Consider the following 26,433-nt stretch of genomic DNA (forward strand, 5'->3'; position numbering starts at 1 on the left):
TGACCGGCCGCAGTGAATGCTAGTCGCTGCCCGGCCGGGCACCTCCGGGCAGGTCCTGCTCGCCCTCGGGCGCCGTGACCTGCGCCACCTCGACGACCTCGCCCTCGAGCACCTCGCCGTCGAACAGCCCGGCCTCGACCACCTCCGCCTCGACCACGGCCGCGGCGGGGACGGACTTCGCCGCGGGCTCGGTCGCCACCGGCTCGCCGACCACCTCGGCCTCGATCACGGTGCCGGACGCCACCGGCGTCTCGGCCACCGACAGCGCGATCGGCTCGGGGGCCGGCCGTGCAGGCGCGCTTCTCGGCTGCGTCGCGGCCGGTTCCGGCCTGCGCCCGCGCAGCCGCGACAGCGCCGCGACCGCCCCGCCCAGCAGTCCGAGCCAGGCGAACACGAGGCCGACGAAGGCCGGCAGGTCCACCCCGACCGTCCCGAAGGAACCGAGGTCGCCGCCCCCGGCGAAGGCGAGCAGTCCCAGCCCGGTCGCCACCGCCACGGCAGCGACCGTCGCCCGTTGCGCCGCCTCGAGCGAGGAGGACACGCCACGCGCGCAGTCGCGGCCGAGCATCACCCCGATCGCCGCGGGGACCGTCAGCAGCGCGAGCGCCGCGCCCCCGCCACCCCCGGCCGGCAGCGCGCCCAGCAATGGCAACGCCGGCACCGGTCCCCCGCTCACCTCCAGCAGGCTGACGGCGGCGGTACCCACGTGTGCGGTCGCACCGACGAGCACCGCGACCGCGCCCAGCACGACATTCGGCAGGTACAGGATCGAGAGCACGGTCAGGCCGAGTCCTCCGACGAAGCCGTTGCCCGCCGCAACCAGCGCCCCGACGGTGTCCCAGGACGAGACCAGCGCGACGGCGGTGAGCGCGGCGCCGGAGGCGAGCAACGCCATCGCGGCCCGCAGCGCGGGCTGCGCGGCCGCGAACACCCACGCCGGCACCGGCAGCTGTGCGGTCAGCGGGCGCCACAACCGGCTGCCCATCCCGATCCCGGCGGCGGTCAGGTGCACCGCCAGCACCCAGCCGAACGCGGCCAGGACATTCGGCGAGGCCAGCGGGATCACCTCGGATGCGTCCTGCACCACGGCCAACGCGATCGCGGTGACCAGCAGGGGCCCGGACAGTGCCGCACCGAGCACCCACCAGCGTTCGTACGACGGACTGTCCTCGGTGACCGTCCGCACGCAGGCCTTGGCGCAGGCCCAGACCATCAGCAGGGTCGGCAGCAGCGGCAGCACCCCGAGGGAGACGCCGCTGACGGTCAGCTGGACCTGGTGCACGGCCAGCCAGCTCGCCGCGATCGCACCGCTGGTCCCGTTCAGCTCACTGTTCGACGCGACCAGCGTGACCAGCACGCAGGTCGCGATGATCACGAGCGCCAGCACGGTCGGCCGGAATGCGACCCCGAGCAGGGCCCGGACCTGTTCCGGGGTGGGGGTCGGCCGGGGTGCGGCCACCCTCCCCCGGGTCGGATTCCGGGCGGTGTCGCGGCTCAGCAAGGAACTCATCTCCTCGAGGGTGGCATCTGGGTCGGCGGCCGTCGGCCAGGCGCGCCGACGCTCCGGCGCCCGACACGACGGCGCCCCCCAGGTTCACCCGGGGGGCGCCCGACGTCGGGGTCAGTCGTCGGTGGGCTTGGTGGCGGCGCCGAACACCTGCGTCGGCGCCCCCGGTGCGCCGCCTGCCGGCTGGTCGGTGCCGGGAGTCTCGGCGGGCTTGTCGGCACCGGACTGCTCGGCGGGTGGGGCCTGCTGCGGCTGTCCGCCGGGCTGCTGCTGGCCGGCGGCCGGCGGGGAGGCCGGGGTGGGCGCGTAGGGGTTGGCCTGCTGGCCGTAGCCCGCACCGTAGGCCTGCGGCGCCTGGGCCTGCGGCTGTCCGTAACCCTGCGGCTGGCCGTAACCCTGCGGCGCCTGCGGCTGGCCGTAACCCTGGGGGGCGTAGCCGCCGGGGTACTGCTGCTGCGGGTATCCGGGCGGCTGCTGGCCGTACGCCTGCGGCTGGCCGTAGCCGGCCGGGTACTGCTGCTCGCCGTAACCCTGCGGCTGCCCGTAGCCCTGCGGGGCGTAGCCGACCGGTCGCGGCGCGGGCGCCTTGAGGAGGCCGAGCGCGAACAGCACCACCGTGACCGCCAGCACGAGCTGCACGAAGCCGAGGACCAGGATGACGATGCCGCCCCAGGCCAGCGACACACCTTCGGACAGCGAGAACAGGAAGCACAGCGAGACCGCGAAGCCCACCAGCGACGTGGCCGCGGCGAGCGCCTCGTAGGAGTGCTCGGGCAGCAGCGACAGGCCCGCGAGCAGCCCGCCGAGCAGCAGCATCGCGAGCCCGACCACCGGGTATCCGCCCTCGAAGGACGTCTGCGACAGGGTGGCGTCCGCGAAGGTGCTGACCTTCGCGAACGGGGCGAATCCGATCAGGAAGATCACGACTCCGAGCACCAGCACGCCGAGGGTCAGCAGGTGCGGCATTCCCTTCGAGCCCAGGCCGCCGGACGGCTGAGCGGGCGGGCCGTAACCCGGCCCGGGTGGGTTGAAACTCATGTCGGCTCCTTGGGGTGGGCGCACGCGGAATCGATTCCCCTTGAACGCTAGCGCATCCGGGCGCGACGCCTCGGTCACCGAGCACGCCGAAGGGCACCCGAATTCGCGAAACGCGAGTTCGGGTGCCCTTCGGTGGTGTTCAAGCCGCAGGCAGAGCCGGCGGCGGGCAGAGCAGCCTAGGCGGACAGGCTCTGCAGGATCTCGCGCGCGAGGGCGGCGGTGGCGGACGGCGTCTTGCCGACCTTCACGCCGGCGGCCTCGAGGGCCTCCTGCTTGGCCTGCGCGGTGCCCGAGGAGCCGGAGACGATGGCGCCGGCGTGGCCCATGGTCTTGCCCTCGGGAGCCGTGAAGCCCGCGACGTAGCCGACGACCGGCTTGGTCACGTTGGCCTTGATGTAGTCGGCCGCCCGCTCCTCGGCGTCGCCACCGATCTCACCGATCATCACGATGACCTTGGTGTCGGGGTCGTTCTCGAACGCCTCGATGGCGTCGATGTGCGTGGTGCCGATGACCGGGTCGCCGCCGATGCCGATGGCGGTGGAGAAGCCGAAGTCACGCAGCTCGTACATCATCTGGTAGGTCAGGGTGCCCGACTTGGAGACCAGGCCGATGGGGCCGGTGCCCGCGATGTTGGCGGGCGTGATGCCGACCAGGGCCTCGCCCGGCGTGATGATGCCGGGGCAGTTCGGGCCGATGATGCGGGTCTTCTTGCCCTTGGACTCGTTGTACGCCCATGCGTATGCGGAGTCCTGGACCGGGATGCCCTCGGTGATGACCACGAGGAGCGGGATCTCCGCGTCGATGGCCTCGACGATGGCGTCCTTCGAGAAGGCCGGGGGGACGAACGCGATGGAAACGTCCGCGCCGGTCTCCTTCATTGCCTCTTCGACGGTGGCGAAGACGGGCAGCTCGACGGCGTTGCCGTCCTTGTCCGTGTGCGAGACCGTGGTGCCGGCCTTGCGGGCGTTGACGCCGCCTACGACCTGGGTGCCGGCCTTGAGCATCAGTGCGGTGTGCTTGGTGCCCTCGCCGCCGGTGATGCCCTGGACGATGACCTTGGAGTCCTTGGTGAGGAAGATTGCCATTGTTCTGTGAGTCCCTTACTTCGCTGCGTGAGCGAGCTCGGCGGCCTTGTCGGCGGCCTCGTCCATGGTTGCGACGACCGTCACCAGCGGGTGGTTGGCCTCGGCGAGGATGCGGCGACCCTCTTCGACGTTGTTTCCGTCCAGGCGCACGACGAGCGGCTTGTTGGCCTCGTCACCCAGGGTCTGCAGGGCGCCGACGATGCCGTTGGCGACCGCGTCACAGGCGGTGATGCCGCCGAAGACGTTCACGAACACGCTCTTGACCTGCGCATCGTTCAGGATGACGTCCAGGCCGGCGGCCATGACCGCTGCCGAGGCGCCGCCGCCGATGTCGAGGAAGTTGGCGGGCTTGACGCCGCCGTGGTTCTCACCGGCGTACGCGACGACGTCGAGGGTCGACATGACCAGACCCGCGCCGTTGCCGATGATGCCGACCTCGCCGTCGAGCTTGACGTAGTTGAGGTCGTTCTCCTTGGCCTTGAGCTCGAGGGGATCGGTGGCGTCCCGGTCCTCGAAGGCCTCGTGGCCGGGCTGACGGAACGCGGCGTTCTCGTCCAGGGTGACCTTGCCGTCGAGGGCCAGGATCTGGTCGTCGGGCGTGCGGACGAGGGGGTTGACCTCGACGAGGAGGGCGTCTTCGTTGATGAAGACCTCCCACAGCTTCTGGATGGTGATCGCGGCGGCGTCGAGCACCTCGGCGGGCAGCTTGCCGGCCTCGGCGATCTGACGCGCGAACGCCAGGTCGACACCCTTGACGGCGTCGACGGCGATCTTGGCGAGGGCGTCGGGGTTCTCCTCGGCGGTGACCTCGATCTCGACGCCACCCTCCACCGAGCACATGGCCAGGTAGGTGCGGTTGGTGCGGTCGAGCAGGAAGGAGATGTAGTACTCCTCGGCGATGTCACTGGCCTCGGCGACCAGCAGCTTCTTGACGACGTGACCCTTGATGTCCAGGCCCAGGATTGCCTCGGCGTTGGCCACTGCGGCATCAACGTCGGGCGAGTACTTCACGCCGCCGGCCTTGCCGCGGCCGCCGACCTTGACCTGCGCCTTGACCATCACCGGCTTGCCGATTTCCTCGGCAATCTCGCGCGCCCCGGCGACCGTGTCGGTAACACGCCCGGCCGAAGTCGGTACACCGTGCTTGGCGAAGAGTTCCTTCGCCTGGTATTCGAAGAGATCCATCTGCTCACCGTCTCGTCTGCTTGACGCCCGCTCGAGGGGTAAGAGCGGGTCCGTTCGGACTTTATCTAGTTGAATCATTGGTCCAACCGCCGCGTCGGTGGTATGTGGCATATCTCACCAGATCAGCCCCGTGCGCGGCAGCTCACTACCGCCGGGGTCGAACCGCCACGACAGCGGCCGCGCCCAGCAGCACCACACCAAGGATCGCACCCACCGCCCCGAGACCTGCGACCGGCTCGGCTACCCGGGCACTGGTCAGTGGCCAACCGATCAGGTATATGCCCATACCCACTGCCGACCCGACCAGCAGCGACGCCGCCCGCGCCGGCCGCGACCGGGCCGCCACCCACACCGCGGTCGCGACCACCACGGCGAGCAGCGCCCGTCCCCACAGGTCCCACCCCCACGGCCACTGGGCGACGGAGGCGGGGCCGAAGTCGGTGCCGCGGTAGAGCGGCAGTGCCAACCCGGCGACGGACGCCAGCGCCGCGGGCACGCCGATCGCCAGCACCGCCGTCCGCGGCTCGGGGGGCGCGGAGGTGTCGATGCCATCGCGCTCCACCGAACCGGCAATCGCGACCGCGATCCCCGCCACCGTCGCGGCCACGGCGGACAGCCCGAGCACTACTGCGCCGAGCCCCGGGCCGGCGCCGGGCAGGTCCGACGCGACGACCACGGCCTGCAGCGCGGCGGCCACCGCCATCACCTGCGCCGCCCAGAGCACACCGACGGCGGGCCGCACCAGCGCTGCGAACTCCGAGAGCAGCAACCACGCGCCCGCCACCACCAAGGTGGCACCGGCGACCAGGGCGAGCCTGGTGACCAGCAGACGGGGCTCGGGCACGCCGGCAGGCAACGCGAGCAGCGGCAGCAGCGCGCCGACCACGGCGAGCACCCCGGCCGCCACGGTGGCGACGCCTGCGACCGCGTGCCGCCGGTCGAGCCGGGCCCGGGCGGCGCTCTCCGCGGCCTTCCGGCCGAGGACCGGATCGCCGGATCGCCGCGCCGGTCCCGAGAGCAGCCGGTCCAGGCCGCGCCGGGCGCGCGCGGGGGCGACCACGGGCACCGCCGCCGCGACGGCGACGAGCGCCAGGGCTGCGAGCGTCCCGGCCACCGGCCCCGGCCCGGCCGACACCCCGTCGGCCACCAGGCCCGCCACCAACCTCGACCCGACCAGCCCCAGCGCGGCGGTGGCGGCGCCGAGCAGCGCGCCCGACGCGACCGCGGGCGAGACGGACACCAGCGCTGCCGCGACCACCACCAGCACCGCGACCGCCACCAGCGCGGTGCCGATCGCGGTGGCGGCGGGCGAACCCAGCAGCGGGCGCATCAGCAGCACCGGGTCGGCGGAGTGCAGGGGCGCGGCGCAGAGCGCGGCCGCCAGGATCAGCGCGGCAGTCGCCGCGGCCGCAGAAAGCGGGGCCCCGATGCGACGGCCGACCGCGGCGCCGTCGTGATCCGGGAAGTCGCTGCGGCCGTAGCCGTCCGCCTCGGCGGCCCGCGCGACCGTCACCATGCCGAGCACGCCCGCGAGGACCGCGAGCCCGTGTCCCAGCAGCACCGCGACGGCGCCCGGGCCCGCATCGAGACGAGCGGCGGTGAGTGGGCGGAAGAGTTCGAGCCGGTTCGCGTCGATCGGCGACTCCCACAACTGCAGGTCCATGACGGCGAGCCCGAGGGCCACCGCTCCGGCACCGGCCAGCAGCGCGCCCGCGGCGGCGGGGCGTCGGCGGAGCAGCGCCAGCAGCGCCAGTACGGGCGCGGCGGCGGCGCATACCGCGGCCACGATCGCGGCGGCCGTCACCGCCTCCCCGGCGGACGGACCCGCCACCACGAGCACTGGGGCGACAGCGAGGAAGACGGCGCCGATCAGCCCGACGGCGACTGCAGCGGACGCCGTGGACCGCCGGGGAGCGACCGGGACGGAAGGCCTGGCCTGAAGTGAGGACGACACGGGGTCCGACGGTAGTGCCGGAGGGCGCCGAATCACGCCGATAGGCCACCGTGACCATTCTGTGACAGATGTCACATATGGGCCGGGAGGGGGCCGAAGAGTTGCGACCACTGCGACCGTTTCGTTACCGTCGCTTCGGTCAAAGTCACAGGCAGGTCACGAACGAGGAAGGTCGCAGGTTTTGTCTAAACACCGCACTTCCTCCACGAATCGGTTTGTCGCCCAGCCGGAGCCGGAAGACCTACCCGCTTACCCGTATTCGCAGAATTCGGCACAGCGTTACACCGGGCTCTCGAATGTCGAGATCGCCGCCGCGACGAGTCACCTCCCCACCCCGCCCGACCAGTTCGACGCCTTCTCCTCGGATCTCGCAGCTCCCGCTCGAAGCGGTGGAGCGCACCGGATCCCCACTCCCCCCTCCGCCCTCAAGGGCCGCGCCGCGGTGCTCGCAGTCGCCGCCGGCGCCGTCGCGGTCGCCGGCCAGTCCGCTCTCACCGACGCCCCGGGCCAGAACGCCCAGGTCGCGCTCGCCGCGGACAGCGAGTCGAACATCGGCGCCACCGCCGAGCCGCAGGCCGCCCAGTTCGGCGGCACCGCCGCCGCCGGCATCACCGACGCCGCCGCCCCGTCGCAGGCACCGCAGGTGCTCAACGTCGCCGACCCGGCAGACCTCGGCCAGTTCTCGAACCTGCTCGCCAAGGGCCAGCGGTTCACCGAGGAACGCGCCGCCCGCGAGGCAGCCGCCCGTCGCCCGCTCTTCGCCCTGCCCGCCGTCGGCTCCTTCACCTCGAACTTCGGTGCCCGCTGGGGCACGCTGCACGCCGGCGTCGACATCGCGAACGCCATCGGCACCCCGATCTACGCGGTCGCCGACGGCGAGGTCATCGACTCCGGCCCCGCACAGGGCTTCGGCATGTGGGTGCGCCTGCTGCACGCCGACGGAACCATCACCGTCTACGGCCACATCGACTCGTCCAACGTGTCGATCGGCCAGCACGTCATGGCCGGCGACCAGATCGCCCGGATGGGCAACCGCGGCTTCTCCACCGGCCCGCACCTGCACTTCGAGGTGCACCTGGCCGGCGAGAACAAGATCGACCCGCTGCCCTGGCTGGCCGCTCGCGGCATCAGCCTCGGCGTCGAGCGCGACTGACCGGGACTAGCGCAGCCCCGCGAACCAGCCGTCGGGTCTCAGTTCCTGACCAAGTCGTGGCAGGTACTCGGTGTGTACCAGGTGGGCGACCAGACTCCTGCGGCTGTGCACACCGGTCTTGGCGAAGATGCTCTTCAGGTGGTCCGCGGCGGTGTACGGACTGATGAACAGTCGTCGCCCGATCTCGTCGCGGGTACGTCCGGCGAGGACCTGCTCGAGAACCTCGGCCTCGCGCGGGGTCAGGCCGTACGCGGCAACGACGAGGGACACGATCTCGGGGAGCCGGGCCTGTTCGAGCGTCAGCACGATCCGGCCCTGTCCGATCCGGCCCGCCCGCAGCAGGACCCATTCTCCGGCGCCGGTGTGGGCCCGCAGGACCACCGACCCGCCGTCGGCGGTGCGGGCCCGCAGCGCCGCGGCCCGCACCGGCACCGGCACCCCCTGATCCGGTCGCCCCCAGCCGAGTCTCTCCACGTAGTCCGCGGCCGCGGGCGTCATCGTTTCCACCTCGTTGTCCGCCCCGATGACGACGACGGCCGGTCCGTCCGGGGTCTCGGGCGCCACTCGTGATGCCCCCCTCAGGAGGGACGTGCGGAGGCCGTCGCCGATCGTGCGGAGCACGCGGGCAAGCGATTCGACCTCCGCGTCGTCGAATCCCGGTGCCCCGGACCGGGCCAGGTCGCAGATGCCCCAGCACACACCGTCGCGGGCACGCAGAACCATCCGGACGTGATCGCGCATCCCGAGAGGCGCGAGCAGTTCGCGATAGGGCCGGCTCTCGCGGATCTTCCCGCCTGTCGCCTCACCGATCGTCCGGATTCCCCTGGTCCGCCTCAGCAGCGATGCGAAGCTGTTGACGGCGGGGACCTCCCCGTATTCGAGCGCCGTCGCGAGTTCGGCGCCACGCACTACCTCTACGTCGTCATAGCCGGCCGCGGCCACCGCAGTGGGCACCAGGACGGCCGGGTCCACCGAGCACAGGATGGCACCGTCGGAGGGGACACGGTCGCAGATCGCGTCCAGGACTACCTCGCGGAACTCGGAGTCGGACTCGGCGGCGGACGCCGCGTCGCGCACGACCGTCGAGAGCCGGGCCCCGGTCTGCACCGGGGTCATGAGTCGAGTATCCCCCTCGTTCGTGGGATTGAGAATCCGCGCGGCCGGACCCACGCTCGAAGTGCGAGGTTCGAGAAGTGAGGTGGCGACATGACGACCACGCAATCCACCGAGATGATGTCCGACACCGACATCGAGATCATGGGCATCCTGCACGACGCGTTCCGCCGGGACGCGGCCCGCCTCGCCCGCGCGGCGCAGCGCTACGGCAGCGAGGATCCGGCCGCGCACGCGGCCCTCCTGGTCGGCTGGCACGGGTTCAGCCACGAACTGCAACACCACCACACCGTCGAGGACACCTACGTCTGGCCGCTCATGCGCAGCAAGCTCGCCGGTCACCCGGACGCGGTCGCAGTGCTCGACGCGATGGAGGCGGAACACGCGCTGATCGACCCGGCGCTGGCGGAGGTCGAATCGGCGTTCGACGACCCGGACCACGGGCACGAGCGGCTGGCCGACCGCGTCGACGACCTGGTCGGGATCCTGCACGCACATCTGGCGCACGAGGAACGCGAGGCCGTGCCGATGATCCGGGCCACGATCACGGCACGGGAATGGCGCGGGGTGTCGAAGAATGCGCTGCATGACATGACGTACCGGGAGAAGGCCGACGGGGTGCCCTACCTGCTCGAGGAGGCGCCGGAGGCGCGGGTTCGCATCATGCTCGACGTGCTGCCCCCGCCGCTGCGGTTCATGTACCGGCACCGCTGGAACCCCCGGTACCGCCGGGTGCGGCGCTGGGAGTGACTACAGCTTGACCATCGGGACGCCACCGATGAGCATCAGCCGCACCTTGCCCGCGGACCCGAAGTCCACGGTCACCGTCGCGGTCGGCCCGGCGCCCTTGACCTCGAGCACCGTGCCCAGGCCGTACTTGTCGTGGCTGACCCGGTCCCCGACCGCCAGCACCAGGTGGTTGTTGCGCCCGCGGGGGGCACCGAAGCTGGGGGTGGCGTTCTCCGAGCGGCTGCCGCCGTACCCGGACCCGGACCCGTACCCGCCGCTTCCGTAGCTGCCGCCGTAGCCCTGGCCGCCACGCGGACGTCCGCCGCCGATGGCCCCGCCCCCGGGTCCCGGATCCTCGCGACGCCAGTGCAGCAGGTCCGTCGGGATCTCCTGCAGGAACCGTGACTCCGGGTTGGTGATCGGCTGGCCCCACGCCGACCGCATCACCGCGCGGGTCAGGTACAGCCGCTGGCGCGCCCGGGTGATGCCGACGTACGCCAGTCGGCGCTCCTCCGACAGCTCGGCGGGGTCGCCGAGGGCCCGCATGTGCGGGAACTGGCCGTCCTCCCAGCCGGTCACGAACACCACCGGGAACTCGAGGCCCTTGGCGGTGTGCAGGGTCATCAGGGTGACCACGCCGTCGCCGTTGTCCGGCAACTGGTCCGAGTCCGCGACCAGCGACACCCGCTCGAGGAACGCGGCCAGCGACCCCGGATCGGGTTCGCCCTCGCCGGGGTTGAGGTCGTCGACCTCGGCGGCCGCCGCGGCGCCCTCGAGCGACTCGTCGACCTCCGGCTCCGGCTCCAGCCCGGCAGCGTTGCGCGCGTCGGAACTGAATTCCCTTGCCACGCTGACCAGTTCGTTGAGGTTGTCTAGACGGGCACCGTCCTGAGGGTCGCTGCTGGCCTCGAGTTCGGCGCGGTAGCCGGTGCGGTCGAGCACCGCCTCGACCACCTCGCCGATGTCGATCAGGCCGTTCTCGTCCAGCGTCATGGACTCGCGGATGCCGTCCATCATCTCGGCGAACGCGGCAATGGCCTTCTGCGATCGGGTGTTCAGCAGCGGGACGGTGCCGTCGACCGCGTCCTGCAGGGCCCGGGCGAAACCGATGCCGCGCTGCTCCGAGTGCACCGCGACACAGGCCTCGGCGCGGTCGCCGATCCCGCGGCGCGGGGTGTTGAGGATGCGGCGCAGGCTGACGGTGTCGTCCGGGTTCGCCAGCACCCGCAGGTACGCGACGATGTCGCGGACCTCCTTGCGCTCGTAGAAGCGCACGCCGCCGACCACCTTGTACGGCAGCCCGAGCCGGATGAAGATCTCCTCCAAAGCCCGGGACGAGTTGTTGGTGCGGTAGAATACCGCGACGTCGCCGAACTTCGCCTCGCCGGCGTCGACCAGCCTGTCGATCTCCGACGCCACGAACGACGCCTCGTCGTGCTCGTTGTCGGCGACGTACCCGGTGATCAGCTCGCCCTCGCCGGAGTCGGTCCACAGCCGCTTGTCCCGGCGGCCGGTGTTGCGCGAGATCACCGCGTTGGCCGCGGACAGGATGTTCTGCGTCGACCGGTAGTTCTGCTCGAGCAGGATGGTCCGGGCGTCGGGGTAGTCCCGCTCGAACTCCTCGATGTTGCGGATGGTGGCGCCCCGGAAGGCGTAGATCGACTGGTCCGCGTCGCCCACCACGCACAGCTCGGCCGGCTCCACCGTCGGGTCCGCCGACTCCCCGGCCGCCCCGACCAGTTCGCGCACCAGCACGTACTGGGCGTGGTTGGTGTCCTGGTACTCGTCCACCAGCACGTGCCGGAACCGGCGCCGGTAGTACTCGGCGACCTGCGGGTAGTTCTGCAGCAGCGCGACCGCCTCGCCGATCAGGTCGTCGAAGTCCATGGCGTTGGCCGAGCGCAGCCGGGCCTGGTAGTGGCCGTACACCGTGGCGACCAGACGGACCAGCTCGTTGGGGTCCTTGTCCGCGTCGGCGGCCGCACGCTCCGGGCCGATCAGCTCGTTCTTGAGGTTCGAGATGTGGGTGGCCAGCAGCCGCGCCGAGTACCGCTTGGTGTCGATCTCCAGGTCCTTGGAGATCATCGTCAGCAGCCGGCGCGAGTCGTCCGCGTCGTAGATGGTGAAGTTCGAGTTGAGCCCGGGCAGCAACGCCGCCTGCATCCGCAGGATCCGCACGCAGCTGGAGTGGAAGGTGGAGACCCACATGTTCCGGGCCCGCGGCCCGACCAGCTGCGCCACCCGCTCACGCATCTCCGCGGCCGCCTTGTTGGTGAACGTGATCGCCAGCACCTGCCCGGGCGAGACGTCCCGTTCGGCCAGCAGGTAGGCGATCCGCCTGGTCAGCACCGCGGTCTTCCCCGAGCCGGCGCCGGCCACGATGAGCAGCGGGGAACCCGCGTGCACCACGGCCTCACGCTGCTGCGCGTTGAGCCCCTCGAGGAGCGCCGTCGTGGAGGTGCGGGTGTCCGCCTGACCTGCTGCAGAGAAAGTGTTCATCGCCTCTCAACGCTACCGGCGTGGACCGACAAGGAGGTGCCCGGATGGGGGCCGGTCGTGGCCACCGGCATCTCCGCGTGAGAAAATGTGGCCGACACGAGGAGAACATCACATGGGCACCCCAGTTTCCGCCGACGCGTCCGACGCCGACCTGCCCACCAGCGAGGCGGAGATCGACGAACTGCGCAAGGAGATCGACCGGCTCGACGCCGAGATCCTCGCGGCCATCAAGCGGCGCAGCGAGGTCTCCCAGATCATCGGTCGCACCCGGATGGCGTCCGGCGGCCCGCGGCTGGTGCACAGCCGCGAGATGAAGGTGCTCGAGCGGTTCAACGAACTCGGTCAGGAGGGTCACACCCTCGCGATGCTGCTGCTGCGCCTCGGTCGCGGGCGCCTCGGCCACTAGCCACAACGCCGCCGCGGGCCGTCCGGGCCCGCGGCGCGCTACTGCAGCGCGATGTACTTGGTCTCCAGGTACTCGTCGATCCCCTCGATGCCGCCCTCCCGGCCGAAGCCGGAGGACTTGACCCCGCCGAACGGCGCGGCGGCGTCGGAGATCACGCCCCGGTTCACCCCGACCATCCCGGCCTCGAGCGCCGACGCCACCCGCAGGGCCCGGTCCAGGTCCCGGGTGTAGATGTACGCGGCCAGGCCGTACTCGGTGTCGTTGGCAGCGGCGATGCCGTCGGCCTCGGTCTCGAAGCCGTGGATCGCGGCGACCGGGCCGAACACCTCCTCGCGCAGGATCCGGGCGTCGGCCGGCACCTCGGTGAGCACCGTCGCCGGGTAGAAGTAGCCGGGACCGGCGGGTTCGACCCCGCCGAGGCGCAGCACCGCGCCCCGGTCGACGGCGTCGCCGACCAGCTCGCGCACCGTCGCCACCTGGTCGGGGTTGATCAGCGGGCCGAGCTTGGCGTCCGGGTCGGTGCCCGGCCCGAGCGTCATCGCCCGCATCCGCTCGGTGAGCCGGGCACCGAACTCCTCACGCACCGAGTTCTGCACGTGGAAGCGGTTGGCCGCGGTGCAGGCCTCGCCCCCGTTGCGCAGCTTCGCGAGCATGGCGCCGTCCACCGCCGCGTCCAGGTCGGCGTCGTCGAACACCACGAACGGGGCGTTGCCGCCGAGTTCCATCGAGGTCCGCAGAAGCCCGGTCGCGGACTGCCCGAGCAGCGCCTTTCCGACGCCGGTCGACCCGGTGAAGGTGAGCTTGCGCAGCCTCGGGTCCGCGAGCAGCGGCGCGGTCAGCGCGCCCGCCCGGGAGGTCGGCAGCACCGCGAGCACGCCGTCGGGAACGCCGGCGTCGGCGCACAGCTGACCGAGCAGCAGCATCGTCAGCGGGGTCTCGGCGGCGGGCTTGACGATCATCGTGCAGCCGGCGGCCAGCGCCGGACCGATCTTGCGGGTGCCCATGGCCAGCGGGAAGTTCCACGGGGTGATCGCCAGGCACGGCCCGACCGGCATCTTGTCGACCAGGATCCGGCCGGTGCCGGCGGGTGCGGGCGTGTACCGGCCGCCGATGCGCACCGCCTCCTCGCTGAACCACCGGAAGAACTCGGCGCCGTACGCCACCTCGCCGCGGCTCTCGGCGAGCACCTTGCCCATCTCCAGGGTCATCAGGAGGGCGAGGTCGTCGGCGCGGGAGGTGACGGCCTCGAACAGCGCGCGCAGCACCTCGGCCCGCTGCCGCGCGGGGGTGGCGGCCCACGCCGCCTGGGCCTCGACCGCGGCGTCGAGCGCCCGCATCCCGTCGGCCGGGGAGGCGTCCGCGACGGTGGCCAGCGGCTCGCCGGTCGCGGGGTTGCGCACGGTGAACGTGGCACCGTCCTCCGCGTCGACCTGCTTGCCGCCGATCCAGAGCTTGGTGGGGACCGAATCGATCAGTGCTCGCTCGTCCATGGCCTCCATACTGCCCGCCCCGGGGCCGCCGCGTCAGGCCGTACGGCCCGCCGAGTGTGCACCTCCCGTCGCGGCTCCCGGACCGACGCCTCGGCAACTGCACACTCGGCGAAACCGAAGCGGCACTACGTCACACGATCGATCAAGGGGTCTCGACAGTCGGAAGTAGGTCGGCGTACCCTGCCCCGCCCCACTAGGCTCGCTGCATGAGCCTCGACATCACCGGTACGGCCGCCTGGCAGGAGTTGCGCGCGCACCACGACCTGGTCGCGTCCACCCACCTGCGCGAGTTCTTCGCCGAGGACCCGGTGCGCGGTCGCGAGCTCACCCTGACCGCGGGAGACCTCTACATCGACTACAGCAAGCACCGGGTCAACCGGGAGACGCTGCGGCTGTTGGTCGAACTGGCCCGCGCGGCCGGGGTCGAGGAACGCCGGGACGCGATGCTGCGCGGCGACCACGTCAACTCCTCCGAGGACCGGGCGGTGCTGCACACCGCCCTGCGACTGCCCGCGGACGCGACGCTGACGGTCGACGGCCAGGACGTGGTCGCCGACGTGCACGCGGTGCTCGTCCGGATGGGCGAGTTCACCGACCGGCTCCGGTCCGGCGAGTGGCGCGGCGCCACCGGCGAGCGGATCACCACCGTGGTCAACATCGGCATCGGCGGCTCCGACCTCGGCCCGGTGATGGCGTACCGCGCGCTGCGCCACTACGCGAACGCCGGCATCGCCGCCCGCTTCGTCTCCAACATCGACCCCGCCGACCTGGTCAGCAAGCTGGCCGGCCTCGACCCGGCGACGACGCTGTTCATCGTCGCCTCGAAGACCTTCTCCACCCTCGAGACGCTCACCAACGCGACCGCGGCCCGCCGCTGGCTGACCGCCGCCCTCGGCGACGACGCCGTCGCCAAGCACTTCGTCGCGGTGTCCACCCACGAGCAGCGGGTGGCCGACTTCGGCATCGACACCGCCAACATGTTCGGCTTCTGGGACTGGGTCGGCGGGCGGTACTCGGTGGACTCGGCGATCGGGCTCTCGCTGATGGCCGTCGTCGGCAAGGAGGCGTTCGGCGAGTTCCTCTCCGGCTTCCACACCATCGACCGGCACTTCGCCGAGACGCCGCTGGAGCGGAACGCACCGGCCCTGCTCGGCCTGATCGGCGTCTGGTACTCGAGCTTCTTCGACGCGGATTCCCGTGCGGTGCTGCCCTATTCGAACGACCTCGGCCGGTTCGCGGCGTACCTGCAGCAGCTCACCATGGAGTCGAACGGCAAGTCGGTCCGCTGCGACGGGTCCCCGGTGAGCACCCCGACGGGCGAGATCTTCTGGGGCGAGCCGGGCACCAACGGCCAGCACGCCTTCTACCAACTGCTGCACCAGGGCACCCGGCTCTCGCCCGCGGACTTCATCGGGTTCGCCGAGCCCACCGACGACCTGCCGACGCTCGACGGCACCGGCAGCATGCACGACATCCTGATGAGCAACCTCTTCGCGCAGACCAAGGTGCTGGCGTTCGGCAAGACCGCCGAGGAGATCGCGGCCGAGGGCACCGCACCGGAACTGGTGCCGCACAAGGTGATGCCCGGAAACCGGCCGTCGACCACCATTCTCGCGCCGAAGGTGACGCCGTCGGTGCTCGGTCAGCTGATCGCCCTCTACGAGCACCAGGTGTTCGTAGAGGGCGTCGTGTTCGGCATCGACTCCTTCGACCAGTGGGGCGTCGAGCTCGGCAAGACCCAGGCGCTCGAACTCGAGCCACTGCTCACCGACGCCGAAGCGCCTACCTCACAGGGCGATTCGTCGACCGACACGTTGATCAGCTGGTACCGGGGCCGGCGCGGCCGACTCGTCTGACGCCGCTCGGTCAGGCGACGTGGCCGTGCGGGGACAGGTGCGTCCAGGCCTCGGTGGTGCGCACGCTCCCCCGCCGGTACGCCACCCGGCCCGCGAGGTCGTTCTCGGCCAGCCACCTCAGTGCCGCCACGCCCCGGCCCAGCGCGGCCGCCGCGGCGGCGTAGGCCCACAGCCCGTCCTCCGCGATCACCGTGACCGTCTCGAGGCCGGCGTCCGCGACGTCCGGCCCCGGCACCGCCGCACGGGCGCGGGCCAGCGCGGTTCCGGTGAGTACCTCGACGCAGGTTCCGGCGGTGGTGAAATTCCCCGGCGCTGTGCTCGCCCCGATATCGACCTGCCAGCCCCCGATCGGACAGTGCCCGGCCGTGGCGACGACGTCGCCGACCCGGACCAGCACCCCGCACTCGAGCGAGGCGGCCGCCACCCGGGCGGCCTCGTGTGCCGTCCCGGCCTTGGCGGTGCCGGTGATGTCCAGGCAGACCCCGAACGGGGCGAAGACGGTGTCCCCGGTGACCCGGACGTCGGCGAAGGTCGGCTCCAGGTGAATGGACGGCACCCGAGCCGGGTCCACCGGCTCGCGCGAGAGTGGCGAGACCGCGCCGCCGGTCATCCTCGCAGCCCACAGCGCCGAGCGAATCAGTGCGAGCAGGCGCCTGCTGGCCTGGACCGGCACGCCCTGCGCCATGTTGACCGCGTGGATCTCGGCGTCGCCTCGCGTGAGGTCACAGGCCGCACGGACGTCCGCCAAGGCGGCGGACACGATGTCCGCGGCGCATCCGAGGGCCGCCCCCTCGGTGACGCGCACCTCGATCTCACTTCCCCAGGTACTCCACTGCGTGCTCGGAACCATGGCGTGCTCCACACGGAAAATTGGCGCTGCCCCGCGAGACAGCGGTACTGAACTTCCAGTATGCGCCAGTATCCTGAGATTCGACTGTGCAACTCCACGAGCGGGCGTAACGTCGGGACATGAGTGCGCTCAGTGAGCCTGCCGGAGTGCGCGTCGAGCGCCGCGGCGCCGTCACCACCGTCGTCCTGAACCGTCCCGCGGCCCGCAACGCAGTCGACGGCCCCACCGCCGCCGCACTGGTGGACGCCTTCACCGCCTTCGACACCGACACCGACACGTCGGTGGGGGTGCTGCACGGCGACGGCGGAACCTTCTGTGCCGGAGCCGACCTCAAGGCCCTCGGCACGCCGGACTCCAACCGGCTGGACCGGGAGGGCGACGGCCCGATGGGTCCGACCCGGATGCGACTGGGCAAGCCGGTGATCGCGGCGATCGCCGGGCACGCGGTGGCCGGCGGGCTCGAACTGGCGCTGTGGTGCGACCTGCGCATCGCCGAGGAGGACGCGGTCCTCGGGGTGTTCTGCCGGCGATGGGGCATCCCGTTGATCGACGGCGGCACCGTGCGCCTGCCGCGGTTGATCGGCGCCGGCCGGGCCATGGACCTGGTACTCACCGGCCGTCCGGTCGACGCGCAGGAGGCCCTGTCGATGGGCCTGGTGAACCGGGTGGTCCCGGTCGGCCAGGCCCGGGCCGAGGCGGAGAAACTGGCCGCCGAACTGGCCGCGTTCCCGCAGACCTGCCTGCGCCAGGACCGGTTGTCGCTGCTCGAGCAGGAGGGACTCGACGAGGACGCGGCCCTGCGCTCTGAGTTCGAGCGGGGGCTGGTCTCGCTGCAGGCCGACGCGCTCTCCGGCGCGGCCCGCTTCGCCTCCGGCGCGGGCCGGCACGGGAGCTTCGGCTGAGCCCACCCGCCGCTACATGAACCGCCCGGTCAGCCGGGCTGGCAGCACCCGCAGCAGTAGCTCGATCGGCCGCCACGGCCAACCGGGCACCACCGCGCGACGCGGTTCCCGCTCGATCGCGGCCACCATCGACCGCACCCCCGCGACGGTGTCCGCCATCAGCGGCGTCTTGGCGACCTTCTCGTTGATCGGCGTGCGGATGTAACCGGGCAGGATCGTGGTGACCACGATGTCGCTGCCCGCCAGTTCGGTCGCCAGGCCCTCGCCCATCGCGGCGACCGCCGCCTTGCTCGCCGAGTACGCGGTCTGCGCCTTGGGCATCCCGCGCACCGCGCTCATCGACGACACCAGCACCAGGTGCCCGGCGCCGCGGGCCCGCAGCAGTTCCATCGCCGACTCCGTCTGCGCCAGCGCGCCGAGGAAATTGGTCTGCGCGGTCTCGAGATTCGCCTCCGGCCGGCCCGAGCCGATCACCGCGCCCTTGCCGAGACCCGCGTTGACCACGAACCTGTCGATCCCGCCGAGCTCGTCGTCCAGTTCGCCGAAGACCCGGCGGACCGCGGCGTGGTCGTTGACGTCCAGGGCGCGGACCGCGACGGTGACCGACGGGTGCGCGGCCAGCAACTGCGCCCGCAGCGCCTCGAGCGCGTCCACCCGCCGGGCACAAAGCGCCAGGTCGCGGCCCTGCGCGGCGAACTGCCGGGCCATCTCGGCGCCGAGCCCCGAGCTCGCGCCACTGATCAGGATGCGGGTGCGGGTCTGCCGCGTTGCGCTCACGGGTGCCCACCCTGCCATTACGGTGGAACCCATGACCACCACGACAGACGAATACGACGTCATCGTGATCGGCGGGGGGCCCGCCGGGGAGAACGCGGCCGCCTACGCCATCGCCGGATCATCTCGCACCGCGGCAATCGTCGAGCACGAACTGGTCGGCGGCGAGTGCTCGTACTGGGCGTGCATGCCCAGCAAGGCACTGCTCCGGCCCGCGGAGGTGCTCGGCTCCGCCCGCGCCATGCCGGGGGTCCGCGGCCTGGTCGGCATCGGCCGGCTCGACGTGCCCGCGGTGCTGCGCAGGCGCGACGCCGTCACCAACAATCACGACGACTCCGGCCAGGTGTCCTGGGCTGAGTCCGCGGGAATCGACGTGATCCGCGGGGCGGGCTCGCTCACCGGCGAGCGGACCGTGCTCGTCTCGCGGCCGGACCGGCCTACCCGCACGTTGCGGGCCCGCTCCGCGGTGGTGCTGGCCACCGGGACCACGGCCGCGGTGCCGCCGGTCCCCGGCCTCGCGGAGGCGCTACCGTGGACCTCCCGCGACGCCACCAACCTGCGGGAGGTGCCCGCCCGGGTCGCGATCATCGGCGGCGGCGTGGTGGCCACCGAGTGCGCGAACTGGATGCTCGCCCTCGGGGTGCGCGAACTGACGCTCCTCGTCCGCGGCGACACGCTGCTCGCATCCGCGGAACCCTTTGCCGGCGAACTGGTCACGCGGTCGTTGCGAGAGGCCGGGGCCAGCGTGCGGTTCGGGGCACGGCTGCAGTCAGTCGAGCGCGAGGACCCGGAGGACACCGGCATCGGACGCATCCATGGCGGCCCGGTCACCCTGGTCGCCAACGGCGAGCCGCTGGTCGTGGACGAGGTGATCGTCGCGGCCGGCCGTGTTCCCGCGACCGCGTCGTTGGGGCTCTCCGAGGCGGGTGTGGTGGCCACCGGCGCCGGACATGTCACCACCGACGAGCATCTGACCGTGGAAGGCGCTGCGGGAGCGTGGCTCTACGCGGTCGGCGACGTCAACGGCCGGGCGCCGCTCACCCACATGGGCAAGTATCAGGCCCGCGTGTGCGGGGACGTGATCGCGGCCCGCGCGGACGGCCGCAGCCTGGACGGCCCGCGCTTCACCGCGCACGCCGACCACGACCAGGTTCCGCAGGTGGTCTTCACCGACCCCGAGGTGGCCTCCGTCGGACGCACCGAACGCCGTGCCCGCGCCGACGGACTCGACGTGGAGACCGTCGAGGTGCCGATCGCGGTGGCCGGATCATCTTTGGCCCGAGACGATTTCACGGGTCGCGCCAAGTTGGTCATCGACCGGGCCACCGACACCCTGGTGGGCGCCACCTTCGCCGGCACCGAGGTCGCGGAGTTGGTGCACGCGGCGACCGTGGCCGTGGTGGGCGCCGTGCCGATGGACACGCTCTGGCATGCCGTCCCGTCCTACCCGACCGTCAGCGAGGTGTGGCTCCGGCTGCTCGAGGCCAGGCGTGACTGACCCGCTGCTGGTCCGGACGGACGCCGGCGACGTCCTCGGACGCGAGCAGGGCGGGCTCCGCTCCTGGCGCGCGATCCCCTACGCCGCGCCGCCGGTCGGCGCGCTGCGACTGCGGGCACCGCAACCGGTGACACCCTGGCCGGAGGCACTGGAGGCGTTCGAGTTCGGTTCCGCCGCACCGCAGTCGGGTCGGTTCGGCCGTCACGACGGTGGCACCGACGAGGACTGCCTGACCCTGAACGTGCTGGCGCCGTCCGCCCGCAGCATCAACCCCAGGCCGGTGATGGTGTTCATCCACGGCGGCGCGTACAGCGGCGGGTCGGCCTCCTCCCGGCTGTACCGCGGCGAGCGCCTGGTCCGCAACGGGCACGTCGTGTACGTGTCCCTGAACTACCGGCTCGGCGCGCTGGGCTACCTCGACTTCGGCGAGTACTCCACGCCGGAGCGCACTTTCGACTCGAACCTGGGCCTGCGCGACCAGGTGGCCGCGCTGGAGTGGGTGCAGCGCAACATCGCCGCGTTCGGCGGCGACCCCGACGCCGTCACCGTGTTCGGGGAGTCGTCCGGCGCCAACGCCGTCACCACCCTGATGTGCACGCCCGCCGCCCGCGGACTGTTCGCCCGGGCGATCGCGCAGAGCCCGCCCGCCGCGTCCGCGTACGGCCCCGACCGATCGAGACTCTGGGCGGCGGAGTTCCTGGAGCTGCTCGGCGGTTCCGACGACCCGGTCACCGCGCTGACCACCGCGAGCGCCGAGACCCTGACCCGGGCGGGCGACGCCCTGGCCGCCCGCGGTGCGGACGAGGCGCCCGGCACCCGCGCGTTCGCCCCGCTGGTCGACGGCGAGTTCCTGCCGCGGCACCCGCTCGACGCCTTCGCCGACGGACACCAGCATCGGGTGCCGCTGATCATCGGCACCAATGCCCGTGAGGGCACGATGTTTCCGCGGTTCCTCGACATCATCCCGACCGACCCGGTTCGGATCGAGAAGATGTTCGCCGAGACCGACCCGGTGCTGAAGGCCCGGATCCTGGCCGCCTATCCCGGCTACCCGGACCGCGCGGCCGCCGTGCAGCTCGGCGGCGACGTCACCTTCTGGGAGCCGTCCGTGCTGGTGGCCCAGGCCCACGCAGAGGTGGCGCCCACCTACGACTACCGCTACGACTTCGCGCCACGCCTGCTGCGGGCCACCGGGTTCGGCGCCACCCACGGCACCGAACTGCTCGCGGTGTTCGACGCCGCCGACCTGCCGCTCGGACGCGGGGCGACCGTCCTCGGCGGCCGGAAGGGGTTGCGCGCGGTCGCCTCGATCATGCAGTCGCACTGGCTGAACTTCGCCCGGCACGGCGAGCCCCGGCCGACGTGGCCGCGCTACACCGCCGAGCGACGCGAAACGCTGGTCGTCGACACCGTCGCCCGCGTGGAGTACGACCCGGACGCGGAGCGGCGTCGGGCCTGGATCGGCTACCGGCACCGGCGTTGAGCGGTCAGCGGCGCGCAATCACTTGAGCAGTCTGGACATCCGCCGGTCCGCCAGCACCTTGCCGCCGGTCTGACAGGTCGGGCAGTACTGGAACGAACGCTCCGCGTACGACACCTCGCGCACCGTGTCCCCGCACACCGGGCAGGGCAGGCCGGTCCGGGCGTGCACCCGCATGCCGGAGCGTTTCTCCCCCTTGAGCCGCGCCGCGTCCTGGCCCACCGAGCGCGTGACCGCGTCGGTCAGCACCGACCGCATCGCGGTGTGCAGCGCGGCGACCTGCTCGTCGGTGAGCTTGCTGGCCGTGGCGAACGGCGACAGCTGCGCCACGTGCAGGATCTCGTCGGAGTAGGCGTTGCCGATCCCGGCGAGCACGCTCTGGTCGGTGAGCGCGGACTTGATCCGCTGGCCGGTCTTCGACAGCAGCTGCGCGAACGCCGGTTCGGTGACGTCGAGGGCGTCGGGTCCCAGCTTGGCGATGGTCGGCACCTCGGCCGGCGTCCGGACCAGCCACACCGCGAGCCGCTTCTTGGTGCCCGCCTCGGTGAGGTCGAACGCCGGGGTCCCGCCGTCGGGGGCGAAGAAGTGCATCCGCAGTGCCAGCGGCCCCTTGCCGGGCTTCGGCGGCGTCTCGCTGGGGTGATCGGTCCAGCGCAGCCAGCCGGCGCGGGACAGGTGCGTGATCAGCCACAGCCCGTCCTCCTCGCCACACCGGATGCCGAGGTGCTTGCCGAACCGGGCGGCGCCGCTCACGTCGCGGCCCGGCAGCGTGGAGATCGGCGGGTCGAAGGTCTTGAGCACGCTCAGGGCCGCGACGTCCACCCTCCCGATCACCGCACCCACCGCATGGGTGCGGAGGAACTGTGCCAGGGCCTCTACCTCGGGCAGTTCGGGCATGCGATCAAGCGTAAGGCGTCAGCGCCGGATCAGATAGGTGTCCATGATCCAGCCCTTGCGCTCCCGCAGCTCCGCGCGCACGCGGACGATCTCGTCCTCCACCTGCCGCAGGTTCCCGGAGATCAGCACCTCGTCCTCGGTCCCGAGGTAGGCCCCCCACCAGATCTCGGCGTCCTCGCCCGGGACCTGGGTGAAGGTGCAGTCGGCGTCGAGCATCACCACGGCGTCGTCCACGCCGTCGGGCAGGCCCTCGCGCAGCCGGCGCCCGGTGGTGATGTGGACGGGACGGCCGATCCGGTTGAGCACGATCCGGTGCTGCGCGGCCAGCGACTGCACGCTGGTGACGCCGGGGATCACCGAGTAGTCGAAGTCGACCACACCGCGCGCGAGCACCCGCTCGACGATCCGCAGGGTGCTGTCGTAGAGCGAGGGGTCGCCCCAGACCAGGATCGCGCCGACCCCGTCGACGGCGGCGAACTCGGCCTCGAACACCGCGGCCCGGCGGTCGTGCCAGTCGTCGACGACGCCCTGGTAGTCCGACGGCGTGCGGTCCCGCGGCGGGTCGGTGATGTCCACCACCCGGTAGGTCCCGCGCATGTGCTCGTCGAGGATGCCCATCCGCAGGTCCACCAGGTCCTGCTTCTCGTCACCCTTGCCGATGACAAAGAAGACGTCGGCCCTGTTCATGGCCTTGACGGCCTGGATCGTCACCTGGTCGGGGTCGCCGGCGCCGATGCCGATCACGAGGAGCTCACGCATAGGGCGAGGCTATCGCCCGTGCGCCCTTCCGGTGGTACCAGCTACCGGAAGGGCGCACGGGCGGCGCAGCCGCCATGTGCGGCGATTAGGCTTGCGCGCGTGACTGCCCAGCCCGCCCCCGTTGCCACCCCGTACGAGGACCTGCTGCGGCTGGTCATGGAAACCGGCACGCCGAAAGCCGACCGCACCGGGACCGGCACCCGCAGCCTGTTCGGCCACCAGATGCGCTTCGACCTGCGCGACGGCTTCCCGCTGATCACCACCAAGAAGGTGCACCTCAAGTCCATCGTCTACGAGCTGCTGTGGTTCCTGCGCGGCGAGTCCAACGTCGAGTGGCTGCGCGAGCACGGCGTCACCATCTGGGACGAGTGGGCCTCTCCCGAGGGCGAGCTGGGTCCGGTCTACGGCGTGCAGTGGCGGTCCTGGCCGACGCCGGACGGCGAGCACATCGACCAGATCAGCAAGGTGCTCGAGACGCTGCGGACCAACCCGGACTCGAGGCGCATCATCGTCTCGGCCTGGAACGTCGCCGACCTCGATGCGATGGCTCTGCAGCCCTGCCACGCCTTCTTCCAGTTCTACGTCGCCGACGGCAAGCTCTCCTGCCAGCTCTACCAGCGCAGCGCCGACCTGTTCCTCGGGGTGCCGTTCAACATCGCCAGCTACGCGCTGCTCACCCACATGGTGGCCCAGCAGGCCGGGCTCGAGGTGGGCGAGTTCATCTGGACCGGCGGCGACTGCCACATCTACGACAACCACACCGAGCAGGTCGCCGAGCAGCTCAGCCGCGAGCCCTACGAGTACCCGACGCTGAAGCTGCGCAAGCGGGACTCGATCTTCGACTACGAGTTCGAGGACGTCGAGATCGTCGGCTACCGGCACCACCCGGCCATCAAGGCCCCGGTGGCCGTCTAGTGCTGGGTCTGATCTGGGCGCAGGACCGGGCCGGGGTGATCGGCCGCGACGGCGCGATCCCGTGGCGCATCCCCGAGGACATGGCCTACTTCAAGGACGTCACCACCGGCCACCCGGTGGTGATGGGCCGCAAGACCTGGGACTCGATCCCGCCCCGGTTCCGGCCGTTCAGCGACCGGCGCAACATCGTGGTCACCCGCGACCCGCGGTGGGCGGCCGACGGCGCCGAGGCCGCACACTCGGTGCCCGACGCGCTGGCCCTGGCCGGCAACGGCGAGACCTGGGTCATCGGCGGCGGCCAGATCTACTCCGCCGCACTGCCACTCGCCGACCGACTGGCGGTGACGGAGGTCGACCTGGACGTCGAGGGCGACGCCTACGCCCCGCCGATCGGCCCGGAGTGGGCGCCCGATCACACCGGGGACTGGCAGACCTCCAGCCGGGACGGCGTCCGCTTCCGGTTCCGCACGTACGTCCGACGCTGAGTCGTTACCCTCCTGTGGCCCCCTTTTGCGTGACGTGGGTCATACTGCTGGTGCAGGTGACAGACCCACCCTCGAGAGGCACGAGATGGACAAGAAGTCGCTGACCGCCGTTGCGCGGCAACAGCTCAAGCTCGCCGCCGCCGCCTCGAGCGGCCGCAGTTCGCAGACGCTCGTCGGGGGCCATTCACGCGCACTCCGGCAGACCGTGGTCGCGCTGCGCGCCGGCGAGGGCCTGGCCGAGCACGACAACGCCGGAGACGCCACACTGCTGGTCCTGAGCGGGACGCTGTCCCTCGTCGTCGGCGAGAACTCCTGGAAGGGTTCGGCGGGCGACCTCCTGGTCATCCCGCAGGCCCGGCACAGCGTCGAGGCGCTCGAGGACGTCGCGTTCCTGCTCACCGTCGCCAAGTAGCACGCAGCCGTCATCGCGGTGACGGCGTAGGTTTGGGCGCCATGAGCGAGTTGTTCGAGCGCGACGGCGTACACGGTCACCTGCACCGCCCGGACGGCGAGCCGGTGGCCGCGCTGCTGCTGGCGCACGGCGCCGGCGGCAACTGCGAGGCTCCCCTGCTCCGACGCGCAGGCGACGAGTTCGCGGCGCGGGGCCTGCTGGTGCTGCGGTACGACCTGCCGTTCCGGCAACGACGGCCGAAGGGTCCCCCGCACCCGTCCGGGGCCGAGGCGGACCGGGCCGGGATCGCGGCGGCCGCCGACGCGGTCTGCGAACTGGCGCCGGGACCTTTGCTGCTCGGCGGGCACTCCTACGGCGGCCGGCAGTCGTCGATGCTCGCGGCGGAACGCCCGCAGGCCTGCGACGGCCTGCTGCTGTTCTCCTACCCGCTGCACCCGCCTGGAAAGCCCGAGAAGGCAAGGACCGCACATCTTCCCGACCTGTGCTGCCCCTGCGTGTTCGTGCACGGCACCCGCGACTCCTTCGGCACGCCGGACGAGCTGCGCGCCGCCCTCGAACTGGTCACCGCACCGACGACGCTGGTCCTGGTCGACGGCAAGGGGCACGACCTGGCCCCGGATCGCAGCGACGCGGTCCCGCGCGCGGTGGCCGCCGCCGCGGAGGCCTTCGCCCTGCCCACGACAGACCCGGAGGACCCGCGATGACCACTGCCCCGCAGCCCGTGATCGAGGCCACCGTCGCCGCGGCGCCCGACCTCGTCTGGCAGGCCCTGCGCGACCCGGCCCTGATCAGGCGCTGGCACGGCTGGGAGTACGACGGCGAGGACGGCCTGGACGAGGAGATCACGCAGATCTACTTCGACGGCGTGAGCGAGGACGCGCCGGCGCGGACCCTGACCCTCCAGGGCGGTGACCGGTTCACCCTCTCCCCGTGCGACGGCACCACCACGGTGCGGATCACCCGGGCACCCAAGGGCGGAAACCCGGAGTGGGACGACTGGTACGAGGACATCACCGAGGGCTGGGCCACCTTCCTGCAACAGCTGCGCTTCGGCCTCGAGCGGCACGGCCTCGCCGAGCGCCGCACCCTGCACCTGGACGGGCCGACCGGCGGGGTCACCGCCGCGCACCTGCTCGGAGTGGACACCGTCGTGGGCGACCCCGGTTCCGGGTTCTCGGCGCCGGTCGCGACCGGCGACACCCTGAGCGGCACGGTGTGGTTCCGCTCCCCCACCCAACTCGGACTGACCGTGGACGCGTGGGGACCGGGACTGCTCATGCTCGGCGTCCTGCCCGGCAACCCACAGCGCCCCGGCGGAGGCGCTCAGGTCATCGTGAGCACCTACGGCCAGGGCGCCGAGGAGTTCGCGGCCCTCGCGGACCGCTGGGGCAGCTGGTGGGACACCCGCGAGAGCGCGGGCAGCTGCGACTGCGGCTAGCCGTGCCC

Annotated in this window: 24 protein-coding genes; 12 read left to right on the top strand and 12 right to left on the bottom strand. The window is 71.9% G+C overall.

Going from position 1 to position 26,433, the window contains the following annotated elements:
* Positions 1-19: 19 nt before the first annotated feature.
* The 5 genes from RT2_RS02105 to RT2_RS02125 all read right to left on the bottom strand — a co-directional run bounded on the left by RT2_RS02105 (position 20) and on the right by RT2_RS02125 (position 6,769).
* The gene (locus RT2_RS02105; protein WP_072842878.1) at positions 20-1,510 is read right to left on the bottom strand and encodes a cell division protein PerM; all 1,491 of its coding nucleotides are present in this window, start codon (positions 1,508-1,510) and stop codon (positions 20-22) included.
* Between the two features lie 111 nt (positions 1,511-1,621).
* Complete coding sequence (locus RT2_RS02110) at positions 1,622-2,545, bottom strand: DUF5336 domain-containing protein (protein WP_139191124.1); 924 nt, start codon at positions 2,543-2,545, stop codon at positions 1,622-1,624.
* A gap of 176 nt (positions 2,546-2,721) precedes the next feature.
* Positions 2,722-3,630, bottom strand: a complete 909-nt coding sequence (gene sucD / locus RT2_RS02115) for a succinate--CoA ligase subunit alpha (protein WP_072842880.1) — start codon at positions 3,628-3,630, stop codon at positions 2,722-2,724.
* 15 nt (positions 3,631-3,645) lie between these two features.
* Entirely contained in the window at positions 3,646-4,815 is a 1,170-nt protein-coding gene (sucC, locus tag RT2_RS02120) for an ADP-forming succinate--CoA ligase subunit beta (RefSeq protein WP_072842881.1), read from the bottom strand.
* Positions 4,816-4,960: 145 nt separating this feature from the next.
* Entirely contained in the window at positions 4,961-6,769 is a 1,809-nt protein-coding gene (locus RT2_RS02125; protein ID WP_072842882.1) for a hypothetical protein, read from the bottom strand.
* A 304-nt stretch (positions 6,770-7,073) separates the two neighbouring features.
* Here RT2_RS02125 and RT2_RS02130 point away from each other — a divergent pair, with 304 nt between their 5' ends.
* The gene (locus RT2_RS02130; RefSeq protein ID WP_072843214.1) at positions 7,074-7,922 is read left to right on the top strand and encodes a M23 family metallopeptidase; all 849 of its coding nucleotides are present in this window, start codon (positions 7,074-7,076) and stop codon (positions 7,920-7,922) included.
* A gap of 6 nt (positions 7,923-7,928) precedes the next feature.
* Here RT2_RS02130 and RT2_RS02135 read toward each other — a convergent pair whose 3' ends face one another.
* Entirely contained in the window at positions 7,929-9,038 is a 1,110-nt protein-coding gene (locus RT2_RS02135; RefSeq protein ID WP_072842883.1) for a response regulator transcription factor, read from the bottom strand.
* A gap of 90 nt (positions 9,039-9,128) precedes the next feature.
* Here RT2_RS02135 and RT2_RS02140 point away from each other — a divergent pair, with 90 nt between their 5' ends.
* Positions 9,129-9,785: a hemerythrin domain-containing protein gene (locus RT2_RS02140; protein WP_072842884.1), complete on the top strand. Its 657-nt coding sequence runs from the start codon at positions 9,129-9,131 to the stop codon at positions 9,783-9,785.
* On the opposite strand, the gene RT2_RS02145 is transcribed toward RT2_RS02140, so the two are convergent.
* The gene (locus RT2_RS02145) at positions 9,786-12,263 is read right to left on the bottom strand and encodes a UvrD-helicase domain-containing protein (protein WP_072842885.1); all 2,478 of its coding nucleotides are present in this window, start codon (positions 12,261-12,263) and stop codon (positions 9,786-9,788) included.
* Positions 12,264-12,375: 112 nt separating this feature from the next.
* Between RT2_RS02145 and RT2_RS02150 the strand changes: the two genes are divergently transcribed.
* Positions 12,376-12,669, top strand: a complete 294-nt coding sequence (locus tag RT2_RS02150) for a chorismate mutase (RefSeq protein ID WP_072842886.1) — start codon at positions 12,376-12,378, stop codon at positions 12,667-12,669.
* A gap of 38 nt (positions 12,670-12,707) precedes the next feature.
* Here the strand turns inward: RT2_RS02150 and RT2_RS02155 are convergent, their stop codons facing one another.
* Complete coding sequence (locus RT2_RS02155) at positions 12,708-14,159, bottom strand: NAD-dependent succinate-semialdehyde dehydrogenase (RefSeq protein WP_072843215.1); 1,452 nt, start codon at positions 14,157-14,159, stop codon at positions 12,708-12,710.
* 206 nt (positions 14,160-14,365) lie between these two features.
* On the opposite strand from RT2_RS02155, the gene pgi reads away from it, so the two are divergent.
* Positions 14,366-16,015 carry a glucose-6-phosphate isomerase gene (pgi, locus tag RT2_RS02160; protein ID WP_072842887.1) on the top strand — a complete coding sequence of 550 codons (1,650 nt, stop codon included), beginning with the start codon at positions 14,366-14,368 and terminating at the stop codon, positions 16,013-16,015.
* A 10-nt stretch (positions 16,016-16,025) separates the two neighbouring features.
* Here pgi and RT2_RS02165 read toward each other — a convergent pair whose 3' ends face one another.
* Entirely contained in the window at positions 16,026-16,865 is an 840-nt protein-coding gene (locus RT2_RS02165) for an FAD:protein FMN transferase (protein WP_072843216.1), read from the bottom strand.
* 119 nt (positions 16,866-16,984) lie between these two features.
* On the opposite strand from RT2_RS02165, the gene RT2_RS02170 reads away from it, so the two are divergent.
* Entirely contained in the window at positions 16,985-17,767 is a 783-nt protein-coding gene (locus tag RT2_RS02170; RefSeq protein WP_072842888.1) for a crotonase/enoyl-CoA hydratase family protein, read from the top strand.
* Between the two features lie 12 nt (positions 17,768-17,779).
* Here the strand turns inward: RT2_RS02170 and RT2_RS02175 are convergent, their stop codons facing one another.
* A complete protein-coding gene (locus tag RT2_RS02175) occupies positions 17,780-18,544 on the bottom strand; it encodes an SDR family oxidoreductase (protein ID WP_255312491.1) in 765 nt (254 codons plus the stop codon).
* A 31-nt stretch (positions 18,545-18,575) separates the two neighbouring features.
* Here RT2_RS02175 and RT2_RS02180 point away from each other — a divergent pair, with 31 nt between their 5' ends.
* Together RT2_RS02180 and RT2_RS02185 are read left to right on the top strand one after the other, a co-directional pair.
* Positions 18,576-20,039: a dihydrolipoyl dehydrogenase family protein gene (locus tag RT2_RS02180; protein WP_072842890.1), complete on the top strand. Its 1,464-nt coding sequence runs from the start codon at positions 18,576-18,578 to the stop codon at positions 20,037-20,039.
* Positions 19,972-21,522: a carboxylesterase/lipase family protein gene (locus RT2_RS02185; RefSeq protein WP_083577021.1), complete on the top strand. Its 1,551-nt coding sequence runs from the start codon at positions 19,972-19,974 to the stop codon at positions 21,520-21,522. The genes RT2_RS02180 and RT2_RS02185 overlap by 68 nt, the downstream gene beginning before the upstream one ends.
* A gap of 18 nt (positions 21,523-21,540) precedes the next feature.
* Here the strand turns inward: RT2_RS02185 and RT2_RS02190 are convergent, their stop codons facing one another.
* On the bottom strand, positions 21,541-22,416 hold the full coding sequence (locus tag RT2_RS02190) for an Fpg/Nei family DNA glycosylase (RefSeq protein WP_072842892.1): 876 nt from the start codon (positions 22,414-22,416) through the stop codon (positions 21,541-21,543).
* A gap of 18 nt (positions 22,417-22,434) precedes the next feature.
* Complete coding sequence (gene cobF, locus RT2_RS02195) at positions 22,435-23,175, bottom strand: precorrin-6A synthase (deacetylating) (protein WP_072842893.1); 741 nt, start codon at positions 23,173-23,175, stop codon at positions 22,435-22,437.
* A 156-nt stretch (positions 23,176-23,331) separates the two neighbouring features.
* On the opposite strand from cobF, the gene RT2_RS02200 reads away from it, so the two are divergent.
* The 5 genes from RT2_RS02200 to RT2_RS02220 all read left to right on the top strand — a co-directional run bounded on the left by RT2_RS02200 (position 23,332) and on the right by RT2_RS02220 (position 26,425).
* Positions 23,332-24,090, top strand: a complete 759-nt coding sequence (locus RT2_RS02200) for a thymidylate synthase (protein ID WP_245709144.1) — start codon at positions 23,332-23,334, stop codon at positions 24,088-24,090.
* On the top strand, positions 24,090-24,575 hold the full coding sequence (locus RT2_RS02205; protein ID WP_072842895.1) for a dihydrofolate reductase: 486 nt from the start codon (positions 24,090-24,092) through the stop codon (positions 24,573-24,575). Before RT2_RS02200 ends, RT2_RS02205 begins: the two co-directional genes overlap by 1 nt.
* 85 nt (positions 24,576-24,660) lie before the next feature.
* On the top strand, positions 24,661-24,987 hold the full coding sequence (locus RT2_RS02210) for a cupin domain-containing protein (RefSeq protein WP_072842896.1): 327 nt from the start codon (positions 24,661-24,663) through the stop codon (positions 24,985-24,987).
* A gap of 41 nt (positions 24,988-25,028) precedes the next feature.
* Positions 25,029-25,691: an alpha/beta hydrolase family protein gene (locus RT2_RS02215; RefSeq protein WP_072842897.1), complete on the top strand. Its 663-nt coding sequence runs from the start codon at positions 25,029-25,031 to the stop codon at positions 25,689-25,691.
* On the top strand, positions 25,688-26,425 hold the full coding sequence (locus tag RT2_RS02220) for an SRPBCC family protein (RefSeq protein ID WP_072842898.1): 738 nt from the start codon (positions 25,688-25,690) through the stop codon (positions 26,423-26,425). Before RT2_RS02215 ends, RT2_RS02220 begins: the two co-directional genes overlap by 4 nt.
* Positions 26,426-26,433: the final 8 nt, after the last annotated feature.

It is taken from the genome of Rhodococcus tukisamuensis NBRC 100609 (assembly GCF_001894985.1).
Taxonomy (GTDB): Bacteria; Actinomycetota; Actinomycetes; order Mycobacteriales; family Mycobacteriaceae; genus Rhodococcus_G; species Rhodococcus_G tukisamuensis.

Bases quoted from the DNA above. Each gene is read 5' to 3' on its own strand.
- RT2_RS02105 (WP_072842878.1), bottom strand. From the start codon at position 1,510: ATGAGTTCCTTGCTGAGCCGCGACACCGCCCGGAATCCGACCCGGGGG.
- RT2_RS02110 (WP_139191124.1), bottom strand. From the start codon at position 2,545: ATGAGTTTCAACCCACCCGGGCCGGGTTACGGCCCGCCCGCTCAGCCG.
- sucD (WP_072842880.1), bottom strand. From the start codon at position 3,630: ATGGCAATCTTCCTCACCAAGGACTCCAAGGTCATCGTCCAGGGCATC.
- sucC (WP_072842881.1), bottom strand. From the start codon at position 4,815: ATGGATCTCTTCGAATACCAGGCGAAGGAACTCTTCGCCAAGCACGGT.
- RT2_RS02135 (WP_072842883.1), bottom strand. From the start codon at position 9,038: ATGACCCCGGTGCAGACCGGGGCCCGGCTCTCGACGGTCGTGCGCGAC.
- RT2_RS02140 (WP_072842884.1), top strand. From the start codon at position 9,129: ATGACGACCACGCAATCCACCGAGATGATGTCCGACACCGACATCGAG.
- RT2_RS02145 (WP_072842885.1), bottom strand. From the start codon at position 12,263: ATGAACACTTTCTCTGCAGCAGGTCAGGCGGACACCCGCACCTCCACG.
- RT2_RS02150 (WP_072842886.1), top strand. From the start codon at position 12,376: ATGGGCACCCCAGTTTCCGCCGACGCGTCCGACGCCGACCTGCCCACC.
- RT2_RS02155 (WP_072843215.1), bottom strand. From the start codon at position 14,159: ATGGACGAGCGAGCACTGATCGATTCGGTCCCCACCAAGCTCTGGATC.
- pgi (WP_072842887.1), top strand. From the start codon at position 14,366: ATGAGCCTCGACATCACCGGTACGGCCGCCTGGCAGGAGTTGCGCGCG.
- RT2_RS02165 (WP_072843216.1), bottom strand. From the start codon at position 16,865: ATGGTTCCGAGCACGCAGTGGAGTACCTGGGGAAGTGAGATCGAGGTG.
- RT2_RS02170 (WP_072842888.1), top strand. From the start codon at position 16,985: ATGAGTGCGCTCAGTGAGCCTGCCGGAGTGCGCGTCGAGCGCCGCGGC.
- RT2_RS02180 (WP_072842890.1), top strand. From the start codon at position 18,576: ATGACCACCACGACAGACGAATACGACGTCATCGTGATCGGCGGGGGG.
- RT2_RS02185 (WP_083577021.1), top strand. From the start codon at position 19,972: ATGCCGTCCCGTCCTACCCGACCGTCAGCGAGGTGTGGCTCCGGCTGC.
- RT2_RS02190 (WP_072842892.1), bottom strand. From the start codon at position 22,416: ATGCCCGAACTGCCCGAGGTAGAGGCCCTGGCACAGTTCCTCCGCACC.
- cobF (WP_072842893.1), bottom strand. From the start codon at position 23,175: ATGCGTGAGCTCCTCGTGATCGGCATCGGCGCCGGCGACCCCGACCAG.
- RT2_RS02200 (WP_245709144.1), top strand. From the start codon at position 23,332: ATGGAAACCGGCACGCCGAAAGCCGACCGCACCGGGACCGGCACCCGC.
- RT2_RS02210 (WP_072842896.1), top strand. From the start codon at position 24,661: ATGGACAAGAAGTCGCTGACCGCCGTTGCGCGGCAACAGCTCAAGCTC.
- RT2_RS02215 (WP_072842897.1), top strand. From the start codon at position 25,029: ATGAGCGAGTTGTTCGAGCGCGACGGCGTACACGGTCACCTGCACCGC.
- RT2_RS02220 (WP_072842898.1), top strand. From the start codon at position 25,688: ATGACCACTGCCCCGCAGCCCGTGATCGAGGCCACCGTCGCCGCGGCG.